Origin of the sequence: Shewanella woodyi ATCC 51908 (assembly GCF_000019525.1) — a bacterium.
GTDB classification, from domain to species: domain Bacteria; phylum Pseudomonadota; class Gammaproteobacteria; order Enterobacterales; family Shewanellaceae; genus Shewanella; species Shewanella woodyi.
This window is the reverse complement of the sequence record NC_010506.1, coordinates 1,370,139-1,388,063: the sequence shown is the minus strand read 5'-3', so window position 1 is coordinate 1,388,063 and position 17,925 is coordinate 1,370,139. Positions and strand designations below refer to the sequence as shown.

Sequence of the window (17,925 nt, the reverse complement as noted above, 5' to 3'; positions counted from 1 at the left end):
TGCAAATTATACCCAAGCTACTTGGAAATGCAGGATTCAGTGGGAATTTAATGCACTTTAGGCAAGGCATTGATTGTAGGTAATGGCTATTCCCTTGGCAAAATCAATAACGCAGAATAAAGAGCATTAAAACCCATCGTAGAAGGCTTTGCGCAAGCCCACTTCGTTGTTGCATTCGCTTAAAAGGGAGTAACCATTCCTACGCAAATGCGTCTAGAATTGAACTCGCGCAACGCCTCTGAAACGAGCATTCTCAGGTAGTTTGGGTATAACACCCTATCCATCAAAACAGACTAAGGTCAAAGCCGAATGAAAAACACAATAGCAACTCGCAGCATGCTCCTCTTGGTAGCGGCACTTACCTCACCATTAGTTGCGGCCCATCCAGGCCATGATCATCAGCACTGGTCAGCTTCGCTTATCCATCTGCTGTGGATCTTACCTGCAGTGATCGCAATAGGTGCACTCGTCCATCTATACCGTCGCAAGCGCACACAATCAGACAAGGGATAGCTCATGCTTTATACACTATTAAATTTACGTGATAAAAACAGACCTTTTACCCGTGTGTCAGCCCACTGCGATATCCCCTGTAAGATCTACGATCCAATCACAGCACAACTTGCCGTGCTTACAATGATCCGTATGGTCGACCTTCTCGAAGAGCTGTCGGCAAAGCCGGAACCAAGCCCCAATGATCATGCTCAGTTCTCACGACTTGTCGCTGAGAAGGAGAGCCATGGCCGCAAAGTCAAAGATGAAATAAATGTGATATGGGGAGACTACATTAAACAACCTCAGCTTGAACTCTTCCCAGAGCTTCATGAACTGACACACAGCATCATGCTCAATGCCTCACAAGCGAAACAACATATCAGTCGCGAAGCTTGCTTAACGTTACTGGAAAAAGTGAACCGATTTGCCGATATATTTTGGCAAACAAAAGGGCTAGAAACCTACCAAGCGACCTGCCCCTATCCACCATCAGAAACCTTAGTCTATCCAAAACTGACCTAACACTTCATCGACAGTTTATAAGTTAACGAATACCAAGGAGTACCTATGTTTGGAGTCAATATTTGCCGCGTTTCAGGAGTCAGTATGCAACCTCGCATCCCTGCGGGAAGTTTTGTCCTCTGCATGGGTGCCCTTCGCACTAAACTTAAACCCGGTGGCATCTATCTTTTTGAACATCCAAGGCTGGGGCAGCTGATCAAAACTCTCTCAAATGTCGACAGCGCCGGCAACCTCTGGTTTAAAGGAGAAAATAGCCACAGTGTTTCAATGCAGGAGATGGGGCCCATCAGACAAAACAGAGTGATAGGAAAAGTGACTTGGGTTATTTCGGCCTAAAATGTTTGGCGATATATACTGACGTCATCAATGCTGAGTAAGATTTAACTCATGTAAAACTAGAAAACACACTCAATAAAAAAGGTTAGCGAGTTATCACTAACCTTTTTAAATAACTGTGGCATTCGAAATTATTTAGCTAATTGAACAGTATCAACATCGATAGTGGTATATGACCATCCACTATCCACTTCACCGTGGATCACTATTTTAGTTTCAGGCGTCACTTCAATGCCATTCCAATCACGGTTATCAATCTCAATAATAATGGTTCCTGTATCATCCTTAAATTGGTACTCCTCCCCACCTAACCCTGAAACAATGTGACCAGTTAATAGAACCTGCGTGTCATCCTTAGCTTCTAAAGCGACTTCCACCGTTTTTACCGCCACTGAGCTAGGGCCAGTAAACCCGCCTTTAGTCTCAGGACTTTGAGCCGCCAATACGCTTGATGATGCAAATAACAATGCACTAATTAATACGATTTTTCTCATATCATGACTCCCTTTTATCAAAAAGCATTTCATTAAACAGTATTAAATTAATATTTACGTCATCACTAAGCACTAATTTTTAGTAACCATAAGATCAGTTGTGTTTTTGAAAAGTGCTAGAACCTAGCAATGACATCAAATATGGTTAGCGTAACTCTACAAGCGTGAAGTAAACGTGAAGGTGGGCCTTCAAATGAAGGCTGATTACATTTTCTATGTGTTAACTTTTATCTGAATTGGTATTGGGAATGTGTCTGAAGGTCGTACCTTCATTGCTGTTTATCGCCTCCAGCAGGGTATGTGCAGATACTTCTGCGAGACGCTGTGAAGCCATCCATGGCCGCTTTACGGTTTCATCCTTGAAACCGAAACTCGCAGCCGTATCTACACCTGTTAATGTTCCTCTTCGATTTGGCTTTACTTGGTAGGGTTTCGTAGCTGATTTTTGCCACAAAATTGGTTAGCCTTCGAATGAAGACTAAGCACATTCGCTTACTTGTTTCATTTGGTTAGTTTGATATTTGATAGGTTATTGAAGGTCATACCTTAACTGGTATCTATTGCCCGCCGCAGGCTTATGTGCAGGTACTTCTACGAGACGCCACAAGCACGTCTGACCTACACGGATAGTAGGAAATGCAGAAAAATGTCTGGAACATTTTCTGCCCTGTGGGCTATACCAAAACATCCCTGTTTTGGAAACTCGCAGCCACACCTACACCTGATAATTTATCTCTTCGATTTTGGCTTAGTAGCTATTCGTAACTGATTTTTGCCCCAAAGTTAGCTAGCCTTCGAATGAAGTCTTATTACATTTCTTGATTAATATTCTGGTGTTTTGTTATTTGGTGGTCTGTTTGAAGGTCGTACCTTAATGGTTACCTATCGCCTCCAGCGGGGGAATGTGTAGTTACTTCTGCGAGACGCTGTGAAGCCATCCATGGCCGCTTTACGGTTTCATCCTTGAAACCGAAACTCGCAGCCGCACCTACACCTGTTCATTTGTCTCTTCGATTTATCTTTACTTGGTAGGGTTTCATAACTGATTTTTGCCCCTTTATGTGTTATCTCCAGTAATTTGTCCTACGCAGCACTGACCTCTTTGTAATACTTTTCCTCATCAGTTAGAAAGGTATGGGTTCCGTCTAGCGACAACCTTTTAGCTAACCAATGTTTGCACTTTTATACAGTAGTATCGGTTTAGTGCGGTAAATCTCTAAGTTTTTGCGCAATCAGTTCACGGTTTGTTGTTGAGTGAAAATAAAAATAGATGTAAATTCAAGTAACTAAAAACGCGCTTGCTCGGTTTGCAGGAGATACGAGGCAAACAAAGTGTGCGACTAAGTTTTGTCCGAATGTGTATTGGATACAATCTTAAGCATAAATGTTTAATAAGCTGTTATTAATTAACTTTTCAGGCATATTGCTGCGCACGCTTTCTCAACATGGCTTGGCAAAACGCGCAAGCCGTATATACAAATGTTATGTAACTAATCATTTAGGCCTCTTGAATATCGAGTTGATTCACCCCACTTTATAATTAAGCAAATGAGTTAAAAGGATTTACTATGATTTTCAATAATATTTCTGCTTTTGAACAAAGAATGATTGTTCAAGGAGTGGATGTAGCGTTTTTTACTATTCAATATCACAATTGTGCAATTGAGACAGCATACTCAAGAATACAAAAGAAATTTTTGTTTGCATTTGTTGACCACAACTTGGGTTTTACTTGCTCTTTAAATGGAGATTATGCAAACGGTTATATCAATCATCGCGATGCAGTTGAACAACTAGCTGCTTGTCGTAATCATGGAGGATTTGATCCTATCCATTTCTACGAATTTCTAGATAATCAGTTACCTCATGTAAATTTCACAGAAGTCACTCCGATTCAATATGCTAGAGTCGTTGGTAAAGCCGTTTCGAATTTTGAAGATAGAATTTATTTCAACCATTGGCGCAGAGCAAATATCTCTGATAAACAAGAAAAGAAAACGATTGAACTTATGGGGCACGAGGTTTTGAAGTTTTGTAAGGATAATGGTCTTACTCCTGTATTTTATCCGCACCCTACAGTTAGAACACTTCAGGCCTTTTCCGATTTTAACCAAGATTATTTGAATCATGGTTTAACTCAATAGGTCCCGTTACATAACACATATGAGCCTCCCGCCAGTCAATAGGCGAGCTTAACTAGTTTGGCTGCTTGTGCAGTCAAATTTAAATCAATCAACAAATTCATCCACTTCGCATGTCGGTGCGCTGTCAAATCATCGTTTACAGCAAACACATATAGAGGCTCTCTTATTACGATCTTATCGCAGCCTGACGCAGTCCAATCCTTTGGAATATCAGGGGCACTAGACAGTTATCGGTTAACCCTAAGATGGCACTATTCAAGTCTCAGGTGCTTATAGCACAGTTAGTTTCAGGCTCATTTAGGGGGTAAACGACTTTGTTGATTGTATTAATTAATGCGCGCCAATAAGGTGTCTAATCAAGTCTATGTAGCTTAAGTCGCACTTGGCATAGTGATGATGGTGAGAAATTATTATTTCATTAGCCACATCATTCACAGTCATGCTCGCTTCTCTTTTTAAGAGTATCTAGTTAGACGTTCAGCTCACCTTATTGCGCGACTTATCCTTTCAAAAATCGTTGTTCATCAAACACCGTTTTGTTTTTCAGCATGAAGTAGACACAACGTCCAAGCTTATGAGCTAGCGCAGATAGTGCTTTGGCTTTGCTCATCCGTTTTTGTAATCGGTTAAGATAGTTACGCGCTTTATCATTACCACGAAGGTAAAGCACTGCCGCTTCAGAGAACGCCCATTTCAAGTGCGCATTACCGATTTTATTGCCGTTGGTGCCGTAGGTTTTACCAGCTGACTCAGCTTTGCATTTCACTAAACGAGAGTATGAGGCAAATTTTTGAACTGATTCAAACCGAGTGACATCACCGATTTCATAAAGGATAGTCAGCGATAAAATCTTACCAATACCTGGAACGGTTTTAAGTAATTCAAGATAAACGGGATTATGGTTTTTGGCTTGTTTCTCAATAAACCATTCAACCTGAGCGAGTTCCTTGGCATAGCAATCGAGAAGTGCCATGTCTAAGTCTATATTTCGCTGTACGATAGGGTCTTTATATTGTTGACGTAATTTTTGTCTTGCGGAAATGTTTTTAAGATTTAACTCTGTCGCAGGTAAGTTGTACTGGCTGTTTGTATTAACAACATGAGCTTTGAGCATGGCACCGTGACGGACTATCTTCATTCTGCGACGTAGTAGGTCGCGGGCAGCACGCATTTCGTTAGGGTAGTTGTAAGCGATTGGGAAGTTACCACCACGAAGTAGCGACGCTATTTTAAAGGAGTCGATTTTATCGTTTTTGGTTTTACCTCCGTGAATAGCCTTCATATACAGGGCATGGCCTAAGACAAAGTCGATGCCAAGTTCAGCACACCAATCAGAGACCCAATACCAGCAGTGCATGCACTCAACGCCGACTATGACATTACCTATATATGGTTCAAGTATGCGCAACAGGTCACCTTTGTCTGCATCAATCTTTTTATGTACAGCAACTTTCCCTTTAGAATCAATAATGCAGACATAAAGTAAGCGCGCATGTAAATCAATTCCACAGTAGTATGGATGTGAGTTATTATAAAATCTCATTGAGCTTTCTCCTGTTGGTTTCGTCACCTTCAGCATACTGCTAATGCGGTTTGCTAGGGAGGAGGCTCAATGATTATCAAGCTGTTAAACAAGGACAAAAAACAGTTGGCTTTTGTTCCTTCGTCACTATTTTAGCCAACAATTTTTTGCCTGTTAACAGGGCGTTAGCTTTCACATCACACTAGGTGCAAAATGGAATTTAAATCTCATAAAGTCATAGTAGATTCAGAAAATCCTTTTAAAAATGACAGATTGAACCGTCAACCTCATGTTGATAATTTTTCAACCTTATTAGAGAACATTAGTTCACCTATCGTTTTATCGGTAAATGCTCCTTGGGGGCAAGGTAAAACTACATTTCTAGAAATGTTACATGCTCAGTTAGCAATTAAGGAGCATAATTCTATTTATTTTAGTGCATGGGAAACTGACTTTGCTAGTGATCCTTTACAGGCTTTTCTTGGTGAAATAAACGAAAGTATAGAAACATTAATTAATGGTGATGAAGAGAAAAATAAAGCATGGGAAACTACAAAAAAAGCAGGTTCTCATATTCTAAGGAAAGGACTACCTGCATTAATAAAAGTAGGTACAGCAGGAATTTTAGATGCTGAAAAAATCATTGAGGATGAGTCATCTAAAGTGATGGAAGGTTTAACTAAAGACTTTTTATCAGAATACACAAAAAATAAAGAAGCAATTTCCCAATTTAAATCTGGCGTATCTAAAGTCCTAAGCAATGAAGGAAGCCCATCTACCCGTTTGTTCATTTTCATTGATGAATTAGATAGGTGTAGACCAACTTATGCAATTGAATTACTTGAAAGGATAAAACACTTACTTGATATTGAAGGTCTGGTTTTCGTTTTAGCTATGGACAAGGTTCAGTTATCTCACAGCGTAAAAGGCATATATGGCGATAAGTTCGAGGCGATAGGTTATTTAAGGCGATTTATTGATATTGAATATACTCTACCGGAAAGTGACCTAGATGCATTTATTGATCAACTTTACATAAACTTTGGGTTTAATGATTTCTTTCAAAAAAGAATGCAATATCAAGAGTTTCAATATGACAAGGATCACCTAAAAGATACTTTTAAATTACTAGCTAATGCTAAAAAATTATCTTTACGTGAAGTTGAACAACTTTTCGCAAAGATAAATTTGGTCATCCAATCAACAGCTGAAAACATATATCTTTACCCTTCATTATTAGCATTTCTAATAATTGCTAAAGAGTACCATTATGATAATTATAATGACTATATCAATAAGGGTGATACTCCAGAAAAGTTAATTAGTGACCTGTACGCCATGATTCCTCTATCAGAATTGCTAGGCTCGCATTCTTGCGCTTTAGTAGAAAGCTATTTAATCGGGGCCAAGTACGATGATTATAATAATACTGTTGGGGATTCTTTGAAACGTCATGAAGATATAGAAAATGATGAAAGTTCTAGTAAAGAGCAAAAGCGTTACTCAGACAAAATAGTTCAAATATCCACTAGTTTTAGTGGGTTCAGAAACTCTATTAGTCTAGATAGCTTAAAACAAAGAATAGAAATGGTAGAAAGCTTTCAGTTTAGTAGTTAAAGAAAGCTAATCGGGTAGCCGGAGGTATCTAGCCTCCAGCCCCCACACCACCCTGCATGCGGCTCCGCACAGGGCGATTCATCTAGAACGCCTAACCTAGACTCTCTGGTTAGGATAATGAACTGCGATCCATCCATCTCTTAGAGAGGATAACTAAGACATCCATAATAATTTGTTGCACTGCAAGGTTAAGTATGGCGTTGAATTTCGCATATTCTATCTCAACTTAAATACCTAAAGCTTTGGTATAAGCACTGCTATCACGGGCTAAACATGATTTATAGATAAACTATCGACAACTGAAGTGAAATTCAAACAACAAAAACGCCAAACATCTGTTTGGTGGCGAGAAGGTGGGCCTTCAAATGAAGGCTGATTACATTTTCTATGTGTTAACTTTTATCTGAATTGGTATTGGGAATGTGTCTGAAGGTCTAACCTTCATTGCTGTTTATTGCTTGCCGCAGGCTTATGTGCAGCTACTTCAGTGACACGACACGAGTATATCCCTATAGTCTCGGCCGTGACGTCCATGTCACGGACGGTCACTGCCGCATCTACACCCCCCTGATTTTAAGCAAGAGTATCTCTTCGATTTGGCTTTACTTGGTTGGGTTTCGTAACTGATTTTTGCCCCGTTATGTGTTACGGGCGATAAACGGCACAGAAGAGTAGTAAGCCAGTTGACCTACTTTTGCTAATCGATAAGTAACTGCTACTGAACATTTTAGATAAGACATCAATATCAATGCTCACTTTTAAAATTTCGTACTCGTTTATCCTACATCACTCTGGTAGAGTGCTTATCAATCAATAACTTTACTTTAGTAAGACTTAAAGAATAGGTTTGTTAAATGTGCATGCGCGTTTTGCCAAGTATACGCACATGCACACTATACAAATGTTAGTGGGCAAGGATGATTATGAACCAAGTGATTCATTTCAGGACATCTCTGTTTGATGTTTCAAAAGAGAGAAAAAACCCTATAAATCCTATTTATGGGCTATCGCTTTTGGAGTGGCTTCGAAAGGAGCTGTCGGACGAGTTGGCCATTTCCGAACCAGATGCAGAAGATTGGGGCTGGTATAGCGAACTGGAATATGAGGGTAACAATTATCTTATTGGTTCTTGTGCTTTCTTCGAGCAAGGTGATGATCCAACAGCTGAGCTAGAGTGGGTATTCCAAGTTGACAAACATCGTAGCTTTAAAGAAAAGCTCTTAGGCAAAAACAAGATGAGCACTTCAGATGGTTGTTTTGTCTACTTTAAAGAGCTGCTTGAGAAGCATCCTGATATTAAAGAGGTTCAAATTGGATAAGCCACTAATCAAGCAACTGCACCGGACAAATTTTCACTGTCACCTTTTGTGCAGAAACACGCACAAAAAGTCGCCAACAAAAATGTGATCGGTGAGTCGGACGTTATGTTTTCTATGCCAAATACGTATTAGAGGTCACTATTAAGTGAGAGTTTACAAATTTCGAGAAAAAGAGGATTACATTTATTATTTGTCCCAAATAATTGCAGATACTGTGAAGTATAAGGCAAGGCTTAAGCGTTACCTTTTAGAAATTAATGACTTAATAGAGTCCGACCCCGACGCTGAAGTAGTGGAGGCAACCGCATATGAGTCCATCAGTGATAAGTCAAAAGCACTTCTATACTATTTATTTAACTTGTTCGGTGATGAATCTAAAAGTGCTGTTTCGTACAGGAAGTTTCGCAAATTACTAGTCAAAGGAGCTTCTTGCTTAGATGTCAGCTTTGAACAGCTAACTAATGAAGAAGCGCAAATTTCAAATAGCTTCAATCAACATCGAAACTGGGGCTTGCATATTCCAGAGTCATTGTTCACTAATCAGAGACAAATTCATGATATTACTGGGACTGTAATTGATAAACACAAAGATACAATTCCTGTTGAAGTATATGAACATTTTGAGATTCAGTATCTAACGTCACTCAAAATGGAGTTAGCAGATGTAGTATCTAATATTGAAGTCCTAGAAAAACGAATGATGCAGGATTACCTAATCCTTGCAGGTACTCATTTTCAAGTCTCATTGTTTCATATAAAAGTCAAACCTTACAAAATTATGGATATAGTTCAAGCGTCGATCAACACACAAACGAAAAAGAACACATAACAAAATCAGGTGGGTTTATAATCCATACAAAGCGTTTAAGGCAGGCTCCCAACGCTTGGCATTTTAGTTCCAATTGAGTTTTGTGTTTACGGTGTAATGGTTTAGGTTAGGTGATAACGTTACTCACTACTTAACACGGCGTTACCGCATTTCAGAACTCTATACTTTCTCTAATAGCAATTGTCACTTCCAGAACTTTAGGTCTAACGTATTATTGTCCAAAAATGAGTTACAGCCCAAAACCTCAATCGAAGAGATCAATAATCAAGTGTGAACGCGGCTATGACCTTCGACAGCATGGACGCTGTCGTAGAGGCTATAGGGATATACTTGCGCCGAGTCATAGAAGTATTTACACATTTGGCCTGCTGCAAGCAATAAACAACCTCGCTGCTGTGGTATCCAGCAAACCAACCAAACATCAAACCAGCCCAATGAACCCAACATAAAGATATTTGAAACTTGCTGTCAGGCAAGCTAAACCCTGATGATAGAGATGAAAGTCAGAGAACAGAAAAAGTGGCTGATCACTGGCTGTATCTAGTGTAAAATCTCCTCTTTCGTCCGCTGAATAAGCCTAACTATGACACAAACCCTATTTTATCTTATGCCAACAGAGCCTCGCAGCTCGGGAACGGCATTGGAGCAGATGTTTCATCTGGCTTGTGAACTGGCTCAGCAGGCATTTATCAAGCAGCAGTTGGTCTATTTTCATTGTCAGGATAGAGAACAGGCTTACGCCATCGATGAACTTTTATGGCAGTTTGAACCACGCTCTTTCGTTCCCCATAACTTAAAAGGGGAAGGACCGACAACCGGAGCTCCGGTTGAGATAGGTTTTGATAACCTCGGCCCCAATAAAAATCGCCACCTTCTGATTAATCTTGCAGACCAAGTACCCTCATTTGCGGTAAACTTTGGCCAGATTATCGATTTCGTTGCCAACGATACTGGACATAAAGCGATCGCCCGCGAGCGCTATAGGCAGTATCGAAGCTTGGGTGTTACATTAAACACTCAGGATTTAGCAAAACAACCACTTAATTTAGTTTGAGAAGCACACGCTCCCATGGAAAAAACATACAATCCGCAGTCTATCGAACAGTCTCTTTACCAAAACTGGGAAGAGAAAGGTTACTTCAAGCCCCATGGCGACGAGTCTAAGGGCAACTATTGCATCATGATCCCGCCACCAAATGTGACGGGTAGTTTGCATATGGGTCATGCTTTCCAAGACACCATTATGGATACTTTGACCCGTTATCAGCGTATGAAGGGCAAAAACACCCTTTGGCAGGTCGGTACCGACCATGCTGGTATCGCAACTCAGATGTTGGTTGAGCGTAAAGTGGCAGCTGAAGAGGGCTTAAATCGTCACGATTTAGGTCGCGATGCGTTTATTGACCGTATCTGGGACTGGAAGAATGAGTCCGGCGGCACCATCACTAAGCAGCTACGCCGTCTTGGCGCTTCGGTTGATTGGGATCGTGAGCGTTTCACTATGGATGAGGGCATGTCTGATGCGGTTCAAGAGGTCTTTGTTCGTCTGTATGAAGATGACCTAATCTACCGTGGTAAGCGCCTAGTAAACTGGGATCCAACACTGCACACCGCTATCTCAGACTTGGAAGTTGAGAACAAAGAGAAGCAAGGTAGCATGTGGCATTTCCGCTATCCACTAGCCGATGGCGCATTGACCGCTGACGGTAAAGATTACCTTGAAGTGGCAACCACCCGTCCTGAAACCATGTTAGGTGACAGCGCCGTGGCGGTTCACCCTGATGATGAGCGTTATGCCTCGCTTATTGGCAAGTTTATTCTTTTGCCAATCGTTAACCGTCTTATCCCGATTGTGGCCGACGACTATGTCGACATGGAGTTCGGTACTGGTTGTGTGAAGATCACCCCAGCTCACGATTTTAACGATTATGAAGTGGGTAAGCGTCATGCGCTACCTATGTACAACATCTTAACCTTCGATGCCGCAATTCGTTCAAGCGCCGAAGTGGTAAACACAGATGGCACAGCAAATAACGAGTTAGATAACACGCTTCCTGAGCGTTATGCAGGTCTTGATCGCTTTAAAGCCCGAACAGCGATTGTTGCCGAATTTGAAACCTTAGGCTTACTTGGAAAAATCGATCCCCACGGATTGAAAGTTCCTTATGGCGATCGCTCTGGTGTGGTCATTGAGCCTTTACTGACAGATCAGTGGTATGTGTCAGTTGCTCCTATGGCAAAAACAGCCATGGAAGCGGTGGATAACGGCGATATCAAGTTTGTGCCACAGCAGTATGAGAACATGTACAACTCTTGGATGCGTGATATTCAAGACTGGTGTATCTCACGTCAGCTTTGGTGGGGTCACCGTATCCCAGCTTGGTACGACGAGGCGGGTAAGGTCTATGTTGGCCGTGATGAAAGCGAAGTTCGTGCTAAGCACAAACTTGACGATTCTATCGTGCTTCGCCAAGACAACGATGTACTCGATACCTGGTTTAGCTCTGCATTATGGACCTTCTCGACCTTAGGTTGGCCAAAAGATACCGCCGAGCTTAAAGCTTTCCACCCAACAGATGTGTTGGTAACAGGTTTTGATATTATTTTCTTCTGGGTTGCTCGCATGATCATGATGACCATGCACTTCATTAAAGATGAAAACGGCAAGCCTCAAGTGCCATTTAAAACAGTTTACGTGACGGGTCTTATCCGTGATGAAGCTGGTAATAAGATGTCGAAGTCTAAGGGTAACGTACTCGATCCATTGGATATGATTGACGGTATCGATCTTGAGTCACTAGTGACGAAACGTACTGGTAACATGATGCAGCCAAAACTGGCCGCTAAGATTGAAAAGAGCACACGCAAAGAGTTTAGTGACGGCATCGAAGCTCACGGTACCGATGCACTGCGCTTTACCTTAGCCTCTATGGCATCGACTGGTCGTGACATTAACTGGGACATGAAGCGCCTCGACGGTTACCGCAGCTTCTGTAACAAGATCTGGAACGCATCACGCTACGTACTGATGAATACTGAAGTACAAGCAGATGATGCAGCAGAGGACTCTATCGGTGAAGCACTCGATTGTGGTCAACATGGCGGTGAAATGGAACTGTCTCTTGCAGATCGCTGGATTATCGGTTTGTTTAATGAAACCGTTAAAGCCTATGACGAGCACATGGAGAACTACCGTTTCGACCTAGCGGCAAACACCATCTATGAGTTCACTTGGAACCAGTTCTGTGACTGGTACTTAGAGCTAACTAAGCCTGTAATGCAAAATGGCACCGAAGCTCAGCTTCGTGGTACACGCCACACCTTAGTGACTGTACTTGAGAAGATGCAACGTCTGATGCACCCGATGATGCCTTACCTGACAGAGACCATCTGGAAGCGTGTGCAGCCATTAGCAGGTGTTGAAGGTGATACCTTGATGTTGGCGAGTTTCCCTGAATATCAAGCTGACAAAGTTGATAGTGAAGCGATGGAAGATCTTGAGTGGGTGAAGCAAGTGATCACTGCGGTACGTAACATCCGCGCTGAGCTGAACATAGCGCCATCTAAGCCGCTTAATGCCCTACTACGTGGTGTGAGCGACAAAGACAAAGCTCGCCTTGAGGCAAATCAGGTGTTCTTCACCACGCTCGCTAAGCTTGAGACCATCACTATCATGTCTGAAGATGATGTCGCACCTATGTCAACCACCCAGTTGATCGGTGATATGGAGCTACTGATCCCGATGGCAGGTCTTATCGACGTGGCTAAAGAGGTTGCCCGTATCGACAAGCTGCTCGAGAAGGCTGCTGGTGAGTTTAAGCGCATCGAAGGTAAGCTCTCTAACCAAGGTTTCGTGGCTAAAGCGCCAGCAGCCGTGATTGAGAAAGAGCGCGCTAAGCAAGCTGAATATCAGCGTGATATCGACAAGTTAACTGAGCAGAAAGCTGAGCTAGCTAAGTTGGAAGGTTAAAATGCGCTATAAGTCTTGAATATTAAGTTCAAGACAGAGCAAAAAAGGCGGCCATTGAGCCGCCTTTTTATTACGCGCATCCCTTTAGCCAATTCTAATCGGGATCCTTCTATGACCAAAGTGGCCCGGTGCCCCATCGAAACGTCCCGAAATGGACTCACCACAATGATGACAATGGCCAGCGCTATCTAAACAGTACTCCCCTAACTTATACCAATCCCGTTCAATGACCCGTTGATGACAACTTGGACAATAACTGCTGCCACCAGCGCTGTCATGCACATTACCGGTATAGACATAATTAAGCCCCTGCTTTAGTGCAATCTCTCTGGCGCGCATCAATGTCGATACAGGGGTTCTGGTTTTTTTCAACATATGAAAGTCTGGATGAAAAGCACTGAAATGCAGTGGTACATTGGGCCCTAGATTGTCCACAATCCACTGAGTTTGCTGCTCTAGTTCTCTAACACTGTCATTTTCATCGGGAATAAGCAAAGTGGTTATCTCAAACCAGACCTGAGTTTCATGCTTAAGGTAAAGCAAGGTGTCGAGCACATCACTGAGATTGCCACTACAGATCTTATGATAAAACTCTTGTGTAAACCCCTTAAGGTCAACATTGGCTGCATCCATAAAGTTAAAAAACTCAACTCTGGGATCGGGGCAGATATATCCGGCCGTAACCGCAACTGAGTTAATACCTATCTCATGGCAAGCTTGGGCTACATCGATAGCATACTCATGAAAGATGACTGGATCGTTATAGGTAAACGCCACACTTTTACAGCCCATTTTTTTAGCCGTAGCGGCCAGTAATTCAGGAGATGCTTGCGAGCCTAATGTATCAAAGTGGCGTGACTTACTAATATCCCAGTTTTGGCAAAACTTACAACACAAGTTACATCCAGCAGTACCAAAAGAGAGCACAGAGCTGCCAGGGTAGAAGTGGTTAAGGGGCTTCTTCTCGATGGGGTCGACGCAGAAACCACTAGAGCGACCATAACTGGTGAGCTTTATCTCACTGTCGATATTCTGCCGTATAAAACAGACACCACGTTTACCCTCTCTGAGCTGGCAATGACGAGGGCAAAGATCGCATTGAATCCGTCCATCATCCAGAGCATGCCAGTAACGAGTATCGACGATGCTTGAGCTATCAGACTGAACCTGAGCCACGCTTTTTTGCGTGACAACATGATTATTACCGCTATCTTTCTTAGGGCTAAACTTCATATAATCACCCCTCAGGACTATACTTTAAACCTAGTGTAAGACCATAAGTTGGGGGCGCCAATGACAAGCTTAACTCGACAAGCAGCGGTCGCTGGTCGCTTCTATCCAGCAGAGCCAACAGCACTAAAACAGATGATAAACACCTACCTGGGACGCTGCGCCTCACTAACAAATGACCCTAAGCTAAAATCCTCACCAACTAAAGTTATCATAGTCCCTCACGCTGGCTACATCTACTCAGGTCAAGTCGCCGCCAGTGCCTTTGCACTTTTAGCTCCTAGGCGAAAACAGATAAAGCGCGTGGTCTTATTGGGACCTGCCCACAGAGTGCACCTAAAAGGCTGCGCCTTACCTAGCTCCGAAAGTTTCGAAACACCTTTGGGCCAACAGGTAATAGACAAGGTGGCCCTTCGTCAATTAAGCGAACATAGTAAGATACTTATCTCAGATCTTCCCCATAATGAAGAGCACAGCCTAGAGGTTGAACTCCCCTTTCTACAGCTCTGTTTGGATAAGTTTGAACTGATCCCTATACTCGTAGGAGATATCTCCCCCCACGCTATGGCCTCAATACTGGAGCAGGTATGGGGAGGAGATGAAACCTTAATCGTTGTAAGTTCAGACCTAAGTCACTATCACTCTTATCAAGAAGCGGCCGAACTGGACAGAGAGACCTGCAGACAGATAATCAATCACAATAGCGCATTAACCCCAGAACAAGCTTGTGGAAGTCGAGCACTTAATGCTATTGCAATACAAGCTGAGTACCATAAGCTACAAACACATCAATTAAGTTATCAAAACTCAGGTGATACTTCAGGTAACAGAAGTCGAGTTGTAGGCTATGCCAGTTTCGCCCTCTATTGAGCTCACCTTTGAGGAAAAATCTCAGTTACTGAGACTTTCAAGGGACACCTTGCAGCAACACTTTGCCCCTCAAACAAACCCAGCAGCTAGCACAGACTTAGTTCATGAGTTAGATCTTCGCGCCAGCTCAATACTAAATAAAACCTTAGGCTGTTTCGTCACCTTAACTTTGCAAGGAGAGTTACGCGGCTGCATAGGCCATATTGAAACGCCACAAAGACTCCATCAAACCATCCCCACATTAACACTACGAAGTGCCCTTCATGATCCCCGTTTCTCACCTTTAACAACAGAGCTGTTAGAGCTGATCACCATAGAGCTTTCTATACTCTCGCCTTTACGCTCTTTAACGGTCAACTGCAGAGAAGATCTGCACCATTACTTAGCACAAAACAGAGTCGGTATCGTACTCACTGAAGACAATAAACGAGGCGTATTCTTGCCACAAGTTTGGCAAAAAATGCCCACCCCTAAACATTTTATAGACGCCCTGCTTATTAAGGGACATTGGCCGAAAAACTACTGGTCCGAAAAGATAAAAATTGCCCAGTTCAGTGTCTGTCACTTCGGTGGAAATAGCGAGCTGTGACACTATTTTCACTGAAATTGCACTTTTTAGGTCAACTTGAAAAATATCGACTATAGTTAAAGATTAACTGCCGATATATAACAGGCAGATCTCAGTCAAAGAAACTTTAAACTTACTTACCCTTTCAATATGTAGTTAACCTCTATTAACTGTGCTTATTTGAGGAGAAGGTATGTTCACAGATTTAAAGATCACCCATAAATTTCCTGTTGTTATGATCTGTTTTGCGCTGCTTTCAGCATTAATCACAGCCTTTATCGCCTTTACCATCGCCAAGAATGAGATGACTAACTCGGCAGAAGACAAACTGAGCTCGCTGTTAGAGTCTAGAGCCTCATCGCTAAATACCTACTTCTCTGTTATCGAAAAAGACCTCTACTTCCACGCTCAAAGTCCCCTTGTTATCTCAGCTATCAAAGAGTTTTCTCAAGCTTGGCTTGCCATGGAGAGCGAGCAAACGAGGCAACTTCAAGATACCTATATTCACATGAACCCCTTCTCGAATGAACAGAAAAGCGCACTGCACCGAGCCGATAACGCTTCGCTCTATGACAAGTACCATAGCGAGTATCACCCAGCATTTAGAAACCTAGTTTCAACTCGGGAGTTTCACGATCTCTTTCTGTTTAATACCCAAGGAGATCTTATCTATAGTGTCAAAAAAGAGGAGGACTTTGCGACCAACCTACTGACAGGTCCTTGGCGGGAAACTCACTTAAGTCACTTAATCAAGGAGCTCAACGCACAACCAAAGATAAGTCAGCACCTTTTTGCAGATTTTTCCCCTTATGAACCAAGTCATCAAGCTCCAGCCAGCTTTATCGCATCACCGGTATTTGATAGTAACCGCCGCTATATCGGCATCATCGCATTTCAGATGCCCCTCGCCCCACTGAACCGAGTCATGCAGGTAACTGCTGGTATGGGAGAGAGCGGTGAGACCTATCTTGTGGGCCCAGATCTCTTGATGCGCAGCGACTCTCGCTTCTTTCAAGGCCGAAGTATACTCCAAACTCAGGTCGACACCCCCTCGGTTCATCGTGCCCTTGCCGGAGAGTCCGGCAGTGCTCGAATAGAGGATTACCGTGGTATCTCTGTATTTTCAGCGTTTGCACCTGTCGACTTTCTGGGAACCAGATGGGCCATTGTCGCCGAGATAGACACTAATGAGATCTTATCTCCTGTCTATACCATGAGCCACTTTCTTATCTTAAGTGGCGTCATTATTGCCATCGTTATCTTCTTTCTCGGTTATCTGTTGGCGGCCGACATCTCACTGCCTATCGTCGCCATGACACATATGATGACCCGCCTGTCTCGTAATGAGCTCAATATCAATATCTCAGTCTCCGAGCGCAAAGATGAAGTGGGTAAGATGGCCAAAGCGATGGAAGTGTTTAAAAACAATGCTATAGAGCGAGATCAACTTCAGAAAAAGCTCAACCATATGGCCCACCATGACACCTTAACGGGTCTACCAACCCGCGAGTATGCAGGTCAACAGATGAAGGAGTACTTAAAAGCAGGACTTAAGAAAGGCAACAAGCTGGTGGTGATGTTTGCCGATCTAGATAACTTCAAGAGCATCAATGACACCTTAGGTCATCAAGCTGGAGATCAACTCTTAAAGGAGGTCGCAGTAAGGCTCTCCGAGGCAGTAAGGGAGGATGACATTATAGCCAGAGTCGGCGGAGATGAGTTTGTCATCATACTCCCCTATGTTAACGATCTCAGTGTCATCGAGCATATCGCAAACAAGATGATCGACTCGCTAGCCATTAACTTCTTACTTCAGGAGCAGTTCTGCCAAATTGGCCTCAGCTTAGGTATAGCTGTTGCCCCTGATGACGGGCTTGACGGCACAGCTTTGATTAATAAAGCTGATAAGGCTATGTATCAAGCAAAACAGAGAGGAAAGAATAACTTCGTCTTCGCCAGTGAGCTTAAAGACCAGTGTCAAACAGGCTAACCCCTATCCGCTTTATCGA

Annotated in this window: 15 protein-coding genes; 12 read left to right on the top strand and 3 right to left on the bottom strand. The window is 42.7% G+C overall.

Annotated elements, in window-relative coordinates:
• Nucleotides 1-309 precede the first annotated feature (309 nt).
• Genes SWOO_RS05435 through SWOO_RS05425 form a run of 3 tightly spaced genes read left to right on the top strand, consistent with a single transcriptional unit; the run spans nt 310 to nt 1,353 of the window.
• Nucleotides 310-513, top strand: a complete 204-nt coding sequence (locus SWOO_RS05435) for a hypothetical protein (RefSeq protein WP_012323708.1) — start codon at nt 310-312, stop codon at nt 511-513.
• Nucleotides 514-516: 3 nt separating this feature from the next.
• The gene (gene sodN, locus SWOO_RS05430) at nt 517-1,017 is read left to right on the top strand and encodes a superoxide dismutase, Ni (protein ID WP_012323707.1); all 501 of its coding nucleotides are present in this window, start codon (nt 517-519) and stop codon (nt 1,015-1,017) included.
• Nucleotides 1,018-1,062: 45 nt separating this feature from the next.
• Nucleotides 1,063-1,353: a S24 family peptidase gene (locus SWOO_RS05425; protein ID WP_012323706.1), complete on the top strand. Its 291-nt coding sequence runs from the start codon at nt 1,063-1,065 to the stop codon at nt 1,351-1,353.
• A gap of 131 nt (nt 1,354-1,484) precedes the next feature.
• On the opposite strand, the gene SWOO_RS05420 is transcribed toward SWOO_RS05425, so the two are convergent.
• The gene (locus tag SWOO_RS05420; protein ID WP_012323705.1) at nt 1,485-1,847 is read right to left on the bottom strand and encodes a YgiW/YdeI family stress tolerance OB fold protein; all 363 of its coding nucleotides are present in this window, start codon (nt 1,845-1,847) and stop codon (nt 1,485-1,487) included.
• A 1,568-nt stretch (nt 1,848-3,415) separates the two neighbouring features.
• Here SWOO_RS05420 and SWOO_RS05415 point away from each other — a divergent pair.
• The gene (locus SWOO_RS05415; protein ID WP_012323704.1) at nt 3,416-3,991 is read left to right on the top strand and encodes a hypothetical protein; all 576 of its coding nucleotides are present in this window, start codon (nt 3,416-3,418) and stop codon (nt 3,989-3,991) included.
• Between the two features lie 499 nt (nt 3,992-4,490).
• On the opposite strand, the gene SWOO_RS05410 is transcribed toward SWOO_RS05415, so the two are convergent.
• Entirely contained in the window at nt 4,491-5,534 is a 1,044-nt protein-coding gene (locus tag SWOO_RS05410) for an IS110-like element ISShwo5 family transposase (RefSeq protein ID WP_012323703.1), read from the bottom strand.
• Between the two features lie 192 nt (nt 5,535-5,726).
• Between SWOO_RS05410 and SWOO_RS05405 the strand changes: the two genes are divergently transcribed.
• From SWOO_RS05405 to SWOO_RS05385, 5 genes are all read left to right on the top strand, one after another.
• Nucleotides 5,727-7,130 (top strand): KAP family P-loop NTPase fold protein, encoded by a 1,404-nt coding sequence (locus SWOO_RS05405; protein WP_012323702.1) that lies wholly within the window; start codon nt 5,727-5,729, stop codon nt 7,128-7,130.
• Between the two features lie 923 nt (nt 7,131-8,053).
• Complete coding sequence (locus tag SWOO_RS05400; protein WP_012323701.1) at nt 8,054-8,449, top strand: hypothetical protein; 396 nt, start codon at nt 8,054-8,056, stop codon at nt 8,447-8,449.
• Between the two features lie 190 nt (nt 8,450-8,639).
• Entirely contained in the window at nt 8,640-9,278 is a 639-nt protein-coding gene (locus SWOO_RS05395; protein WP_229377308.1) for a leukocidin/hemolysin toxin family protein, read from the top strand.
• Between the two features lie 583 nt (nt 9,279-9,861).
• Nucleotides 9,862-10,332, top strand: coding sequence for a DNA polymerase III subunit chi (locus SWOO_RS05390; protein ID WP_012323699.1), 471 nt, complete (start codon nt 9,862-9,864; stop codon nt 10,330-10,332).
• 15 nt (nt 10,333-10,347) lie between these two features.
• Nucleotides 10,348-13,248, top strand: a complete 2,901-nt coding sequence (locus tag SWOO_RS05385; protein ID WP_012323698.1) for a valine--tRNA ligase — start codon at nt 10,348-10,350, stop codon at nt 13,246-13,248.
• 84 nt (nt 13,249-13,332) lie between these two features.
• Here SWOO_RS05385 and amrS read toward each other — a convergent pair whose 3' ends face one another.
• Complete coding sequence (amrS, locus tag SWOO_RS05380) at nt 13,333-14,481, bottom strand: AmmeMemoRadiSam system radical SAM enzyme (RefSeq protein ID WP_012323697.1); 1,149 nt, start codon at nt 14,479-14,481, stop codon at nt 13,333-13,335.
• A gap of 60 nt (nt 14,482-14,541) precedes the next feature.
• Between amrS and amrB the strand changes: the two genes are divergently transcribed.
• The 3 genes from amrB to SWOO_RS05365 all read left to right on the top strand — a co-directional run bounded on the left by amrB (nt 14,542) and on the right by SWOO_RS05365 (nt 17,906).
• Entirely contained in the window at nt 14,542-15,348 is an 807-nt protein-coding gene (amrB, locus tag SWOO_RS05375) for an AmmeMemoRadiSam system protein B (RefSeq protein WP_012323696.1), read from the top strand.
• Nucleotides 15,326-15,937 carry an AmmeMemoRadiSam system protein A gene (gene amrA / locus SWOO_RS05370; RefSeq protein ID WP_012323695.1) on the top strand — a complete coding sequence of 204 codons (612 nt, stop codon included), beginning with the start codon at nt 15,326-15,328 and terminating at the stop codon, nt 15,935-15,937. Before amrB ends, amrA begins: the two co-directional genes overlap by 23 nt.
• Before the next feature lie 172 nt (nt 15,938-16,109).
• Nucleotides 16,110-17,906 carry a sensor domain-containing diguanylate cyclase gene (locus SWOO_RS05365; RefSeq protein ID WP_012323694.1) on the top strand — a complete coding sequence of 599 codons (1,797 nt, stop codon included), beginning with the start codon at nt 16,110-16,112 and terminating at the stop codon, nt 17,904-17,906.
• The last annotated feature ends 19 nt before the right edge of the window (nt 17,907-17,925 follow it).

Excerpts from the sequence above, each read along its gene's own strand:
- SWOO_RS05435 (WP_012323708.1), top strand. The coding sequence starts at position 310 with ATGAAAAACACAATAGCAACTCGCAGCATGCTCCTCTTGGTAGCGGCA.
- sodN (WP_012323707.1), top strand. The coding sequence starts at position 517 with ATGCTTTATACACTATTAAATTTACGTGATAAAAACAGACCTTTTACC.
- SWOO_RS05425 (WP_012323706.1), top strand. The coding sequence starts at position 1,063 with ATGTTTGGAGTCAATATTTGCCGCGTTTCAGGAGTCAGTATGCAACCT.
- SWOO_RS05420 (WP_012323705.1), bottom strand. The coding sequence starts at position 1,847 with ATGAGAAAAATCGTATTAATTAGTGCATTGTTATTTGCATCATCAAGC.
- SWOO_RS05415 (WP_012323704.1), top strand. The coding sequence starts at position 3,416 with ATGATTTTCAATAATATTTCTGCTTTTGAACAAAGAATGATTGTTCAA.
- SWOO_RS05410 (WP_012323703.1), bottom strand. The coding sequence starts at position 5,534 with ATGAGATTTTATAATAACTCACATCCATACTACTGTGGAATTGATTTA.
- SWOO_RS05405 (WP_012323702.1), top strand. The coding sequence starts at position 5,727 with ATGGAATTTAAATCTCATAAAGTCATAGTAGATTCAGAAAATCCTTTT.
- SWOO_RS05400 (WP_012323701.1), top strand. The coding sequence starts at position 8,054 with ATGAACCAAGTGATTCATTTCAGGACATCTCTGTTTGATGTTTCAAAA.
- SWOO_RS05390 (WP_012323699.1), top strand. The coding sequence starts at position 9,862 with ATGACACAAACCCTATTTTATCTTATGCCAACAGAGCCTCGCAGCTCG.
- SWOO_RS05385 (WP_012323698.1), top strand. The coding sequence starts at position 10,348 with ATGGAAAAAACATACAATCCGCAGTCTATCGAACAGTCTCTTTACCAA.
- amrS (WP_012323697.1), bottom strand. The coding sequence starts at position 14,481 with ATGAAGTTTAGCCCTAAGAAAGATAGCGGTAATAATCATGTTGTCACG.
- amrB (WP_012323696.1), top strand. The coding sequence starts at position 14,542 with ATGACAAGCTTAACTCGACAAGCAGCGGTCGCTGGTCGCTTCTATCCA.
- amrA (WP_012323695.1), top strand. The coding sequence starts at position 15,326 with ATGCCAGTTTCGCCCTCTATTGAGCTCACCTTTGAGGAAAAATCTCAG.
- SWOO_RS05365 (WP_012323694.1), top strand. The coding sequence starts at position 16,110 with ATGTTCACAGATTTAAAGATCACCCATAAATTTCCTGTTGTTATGATC.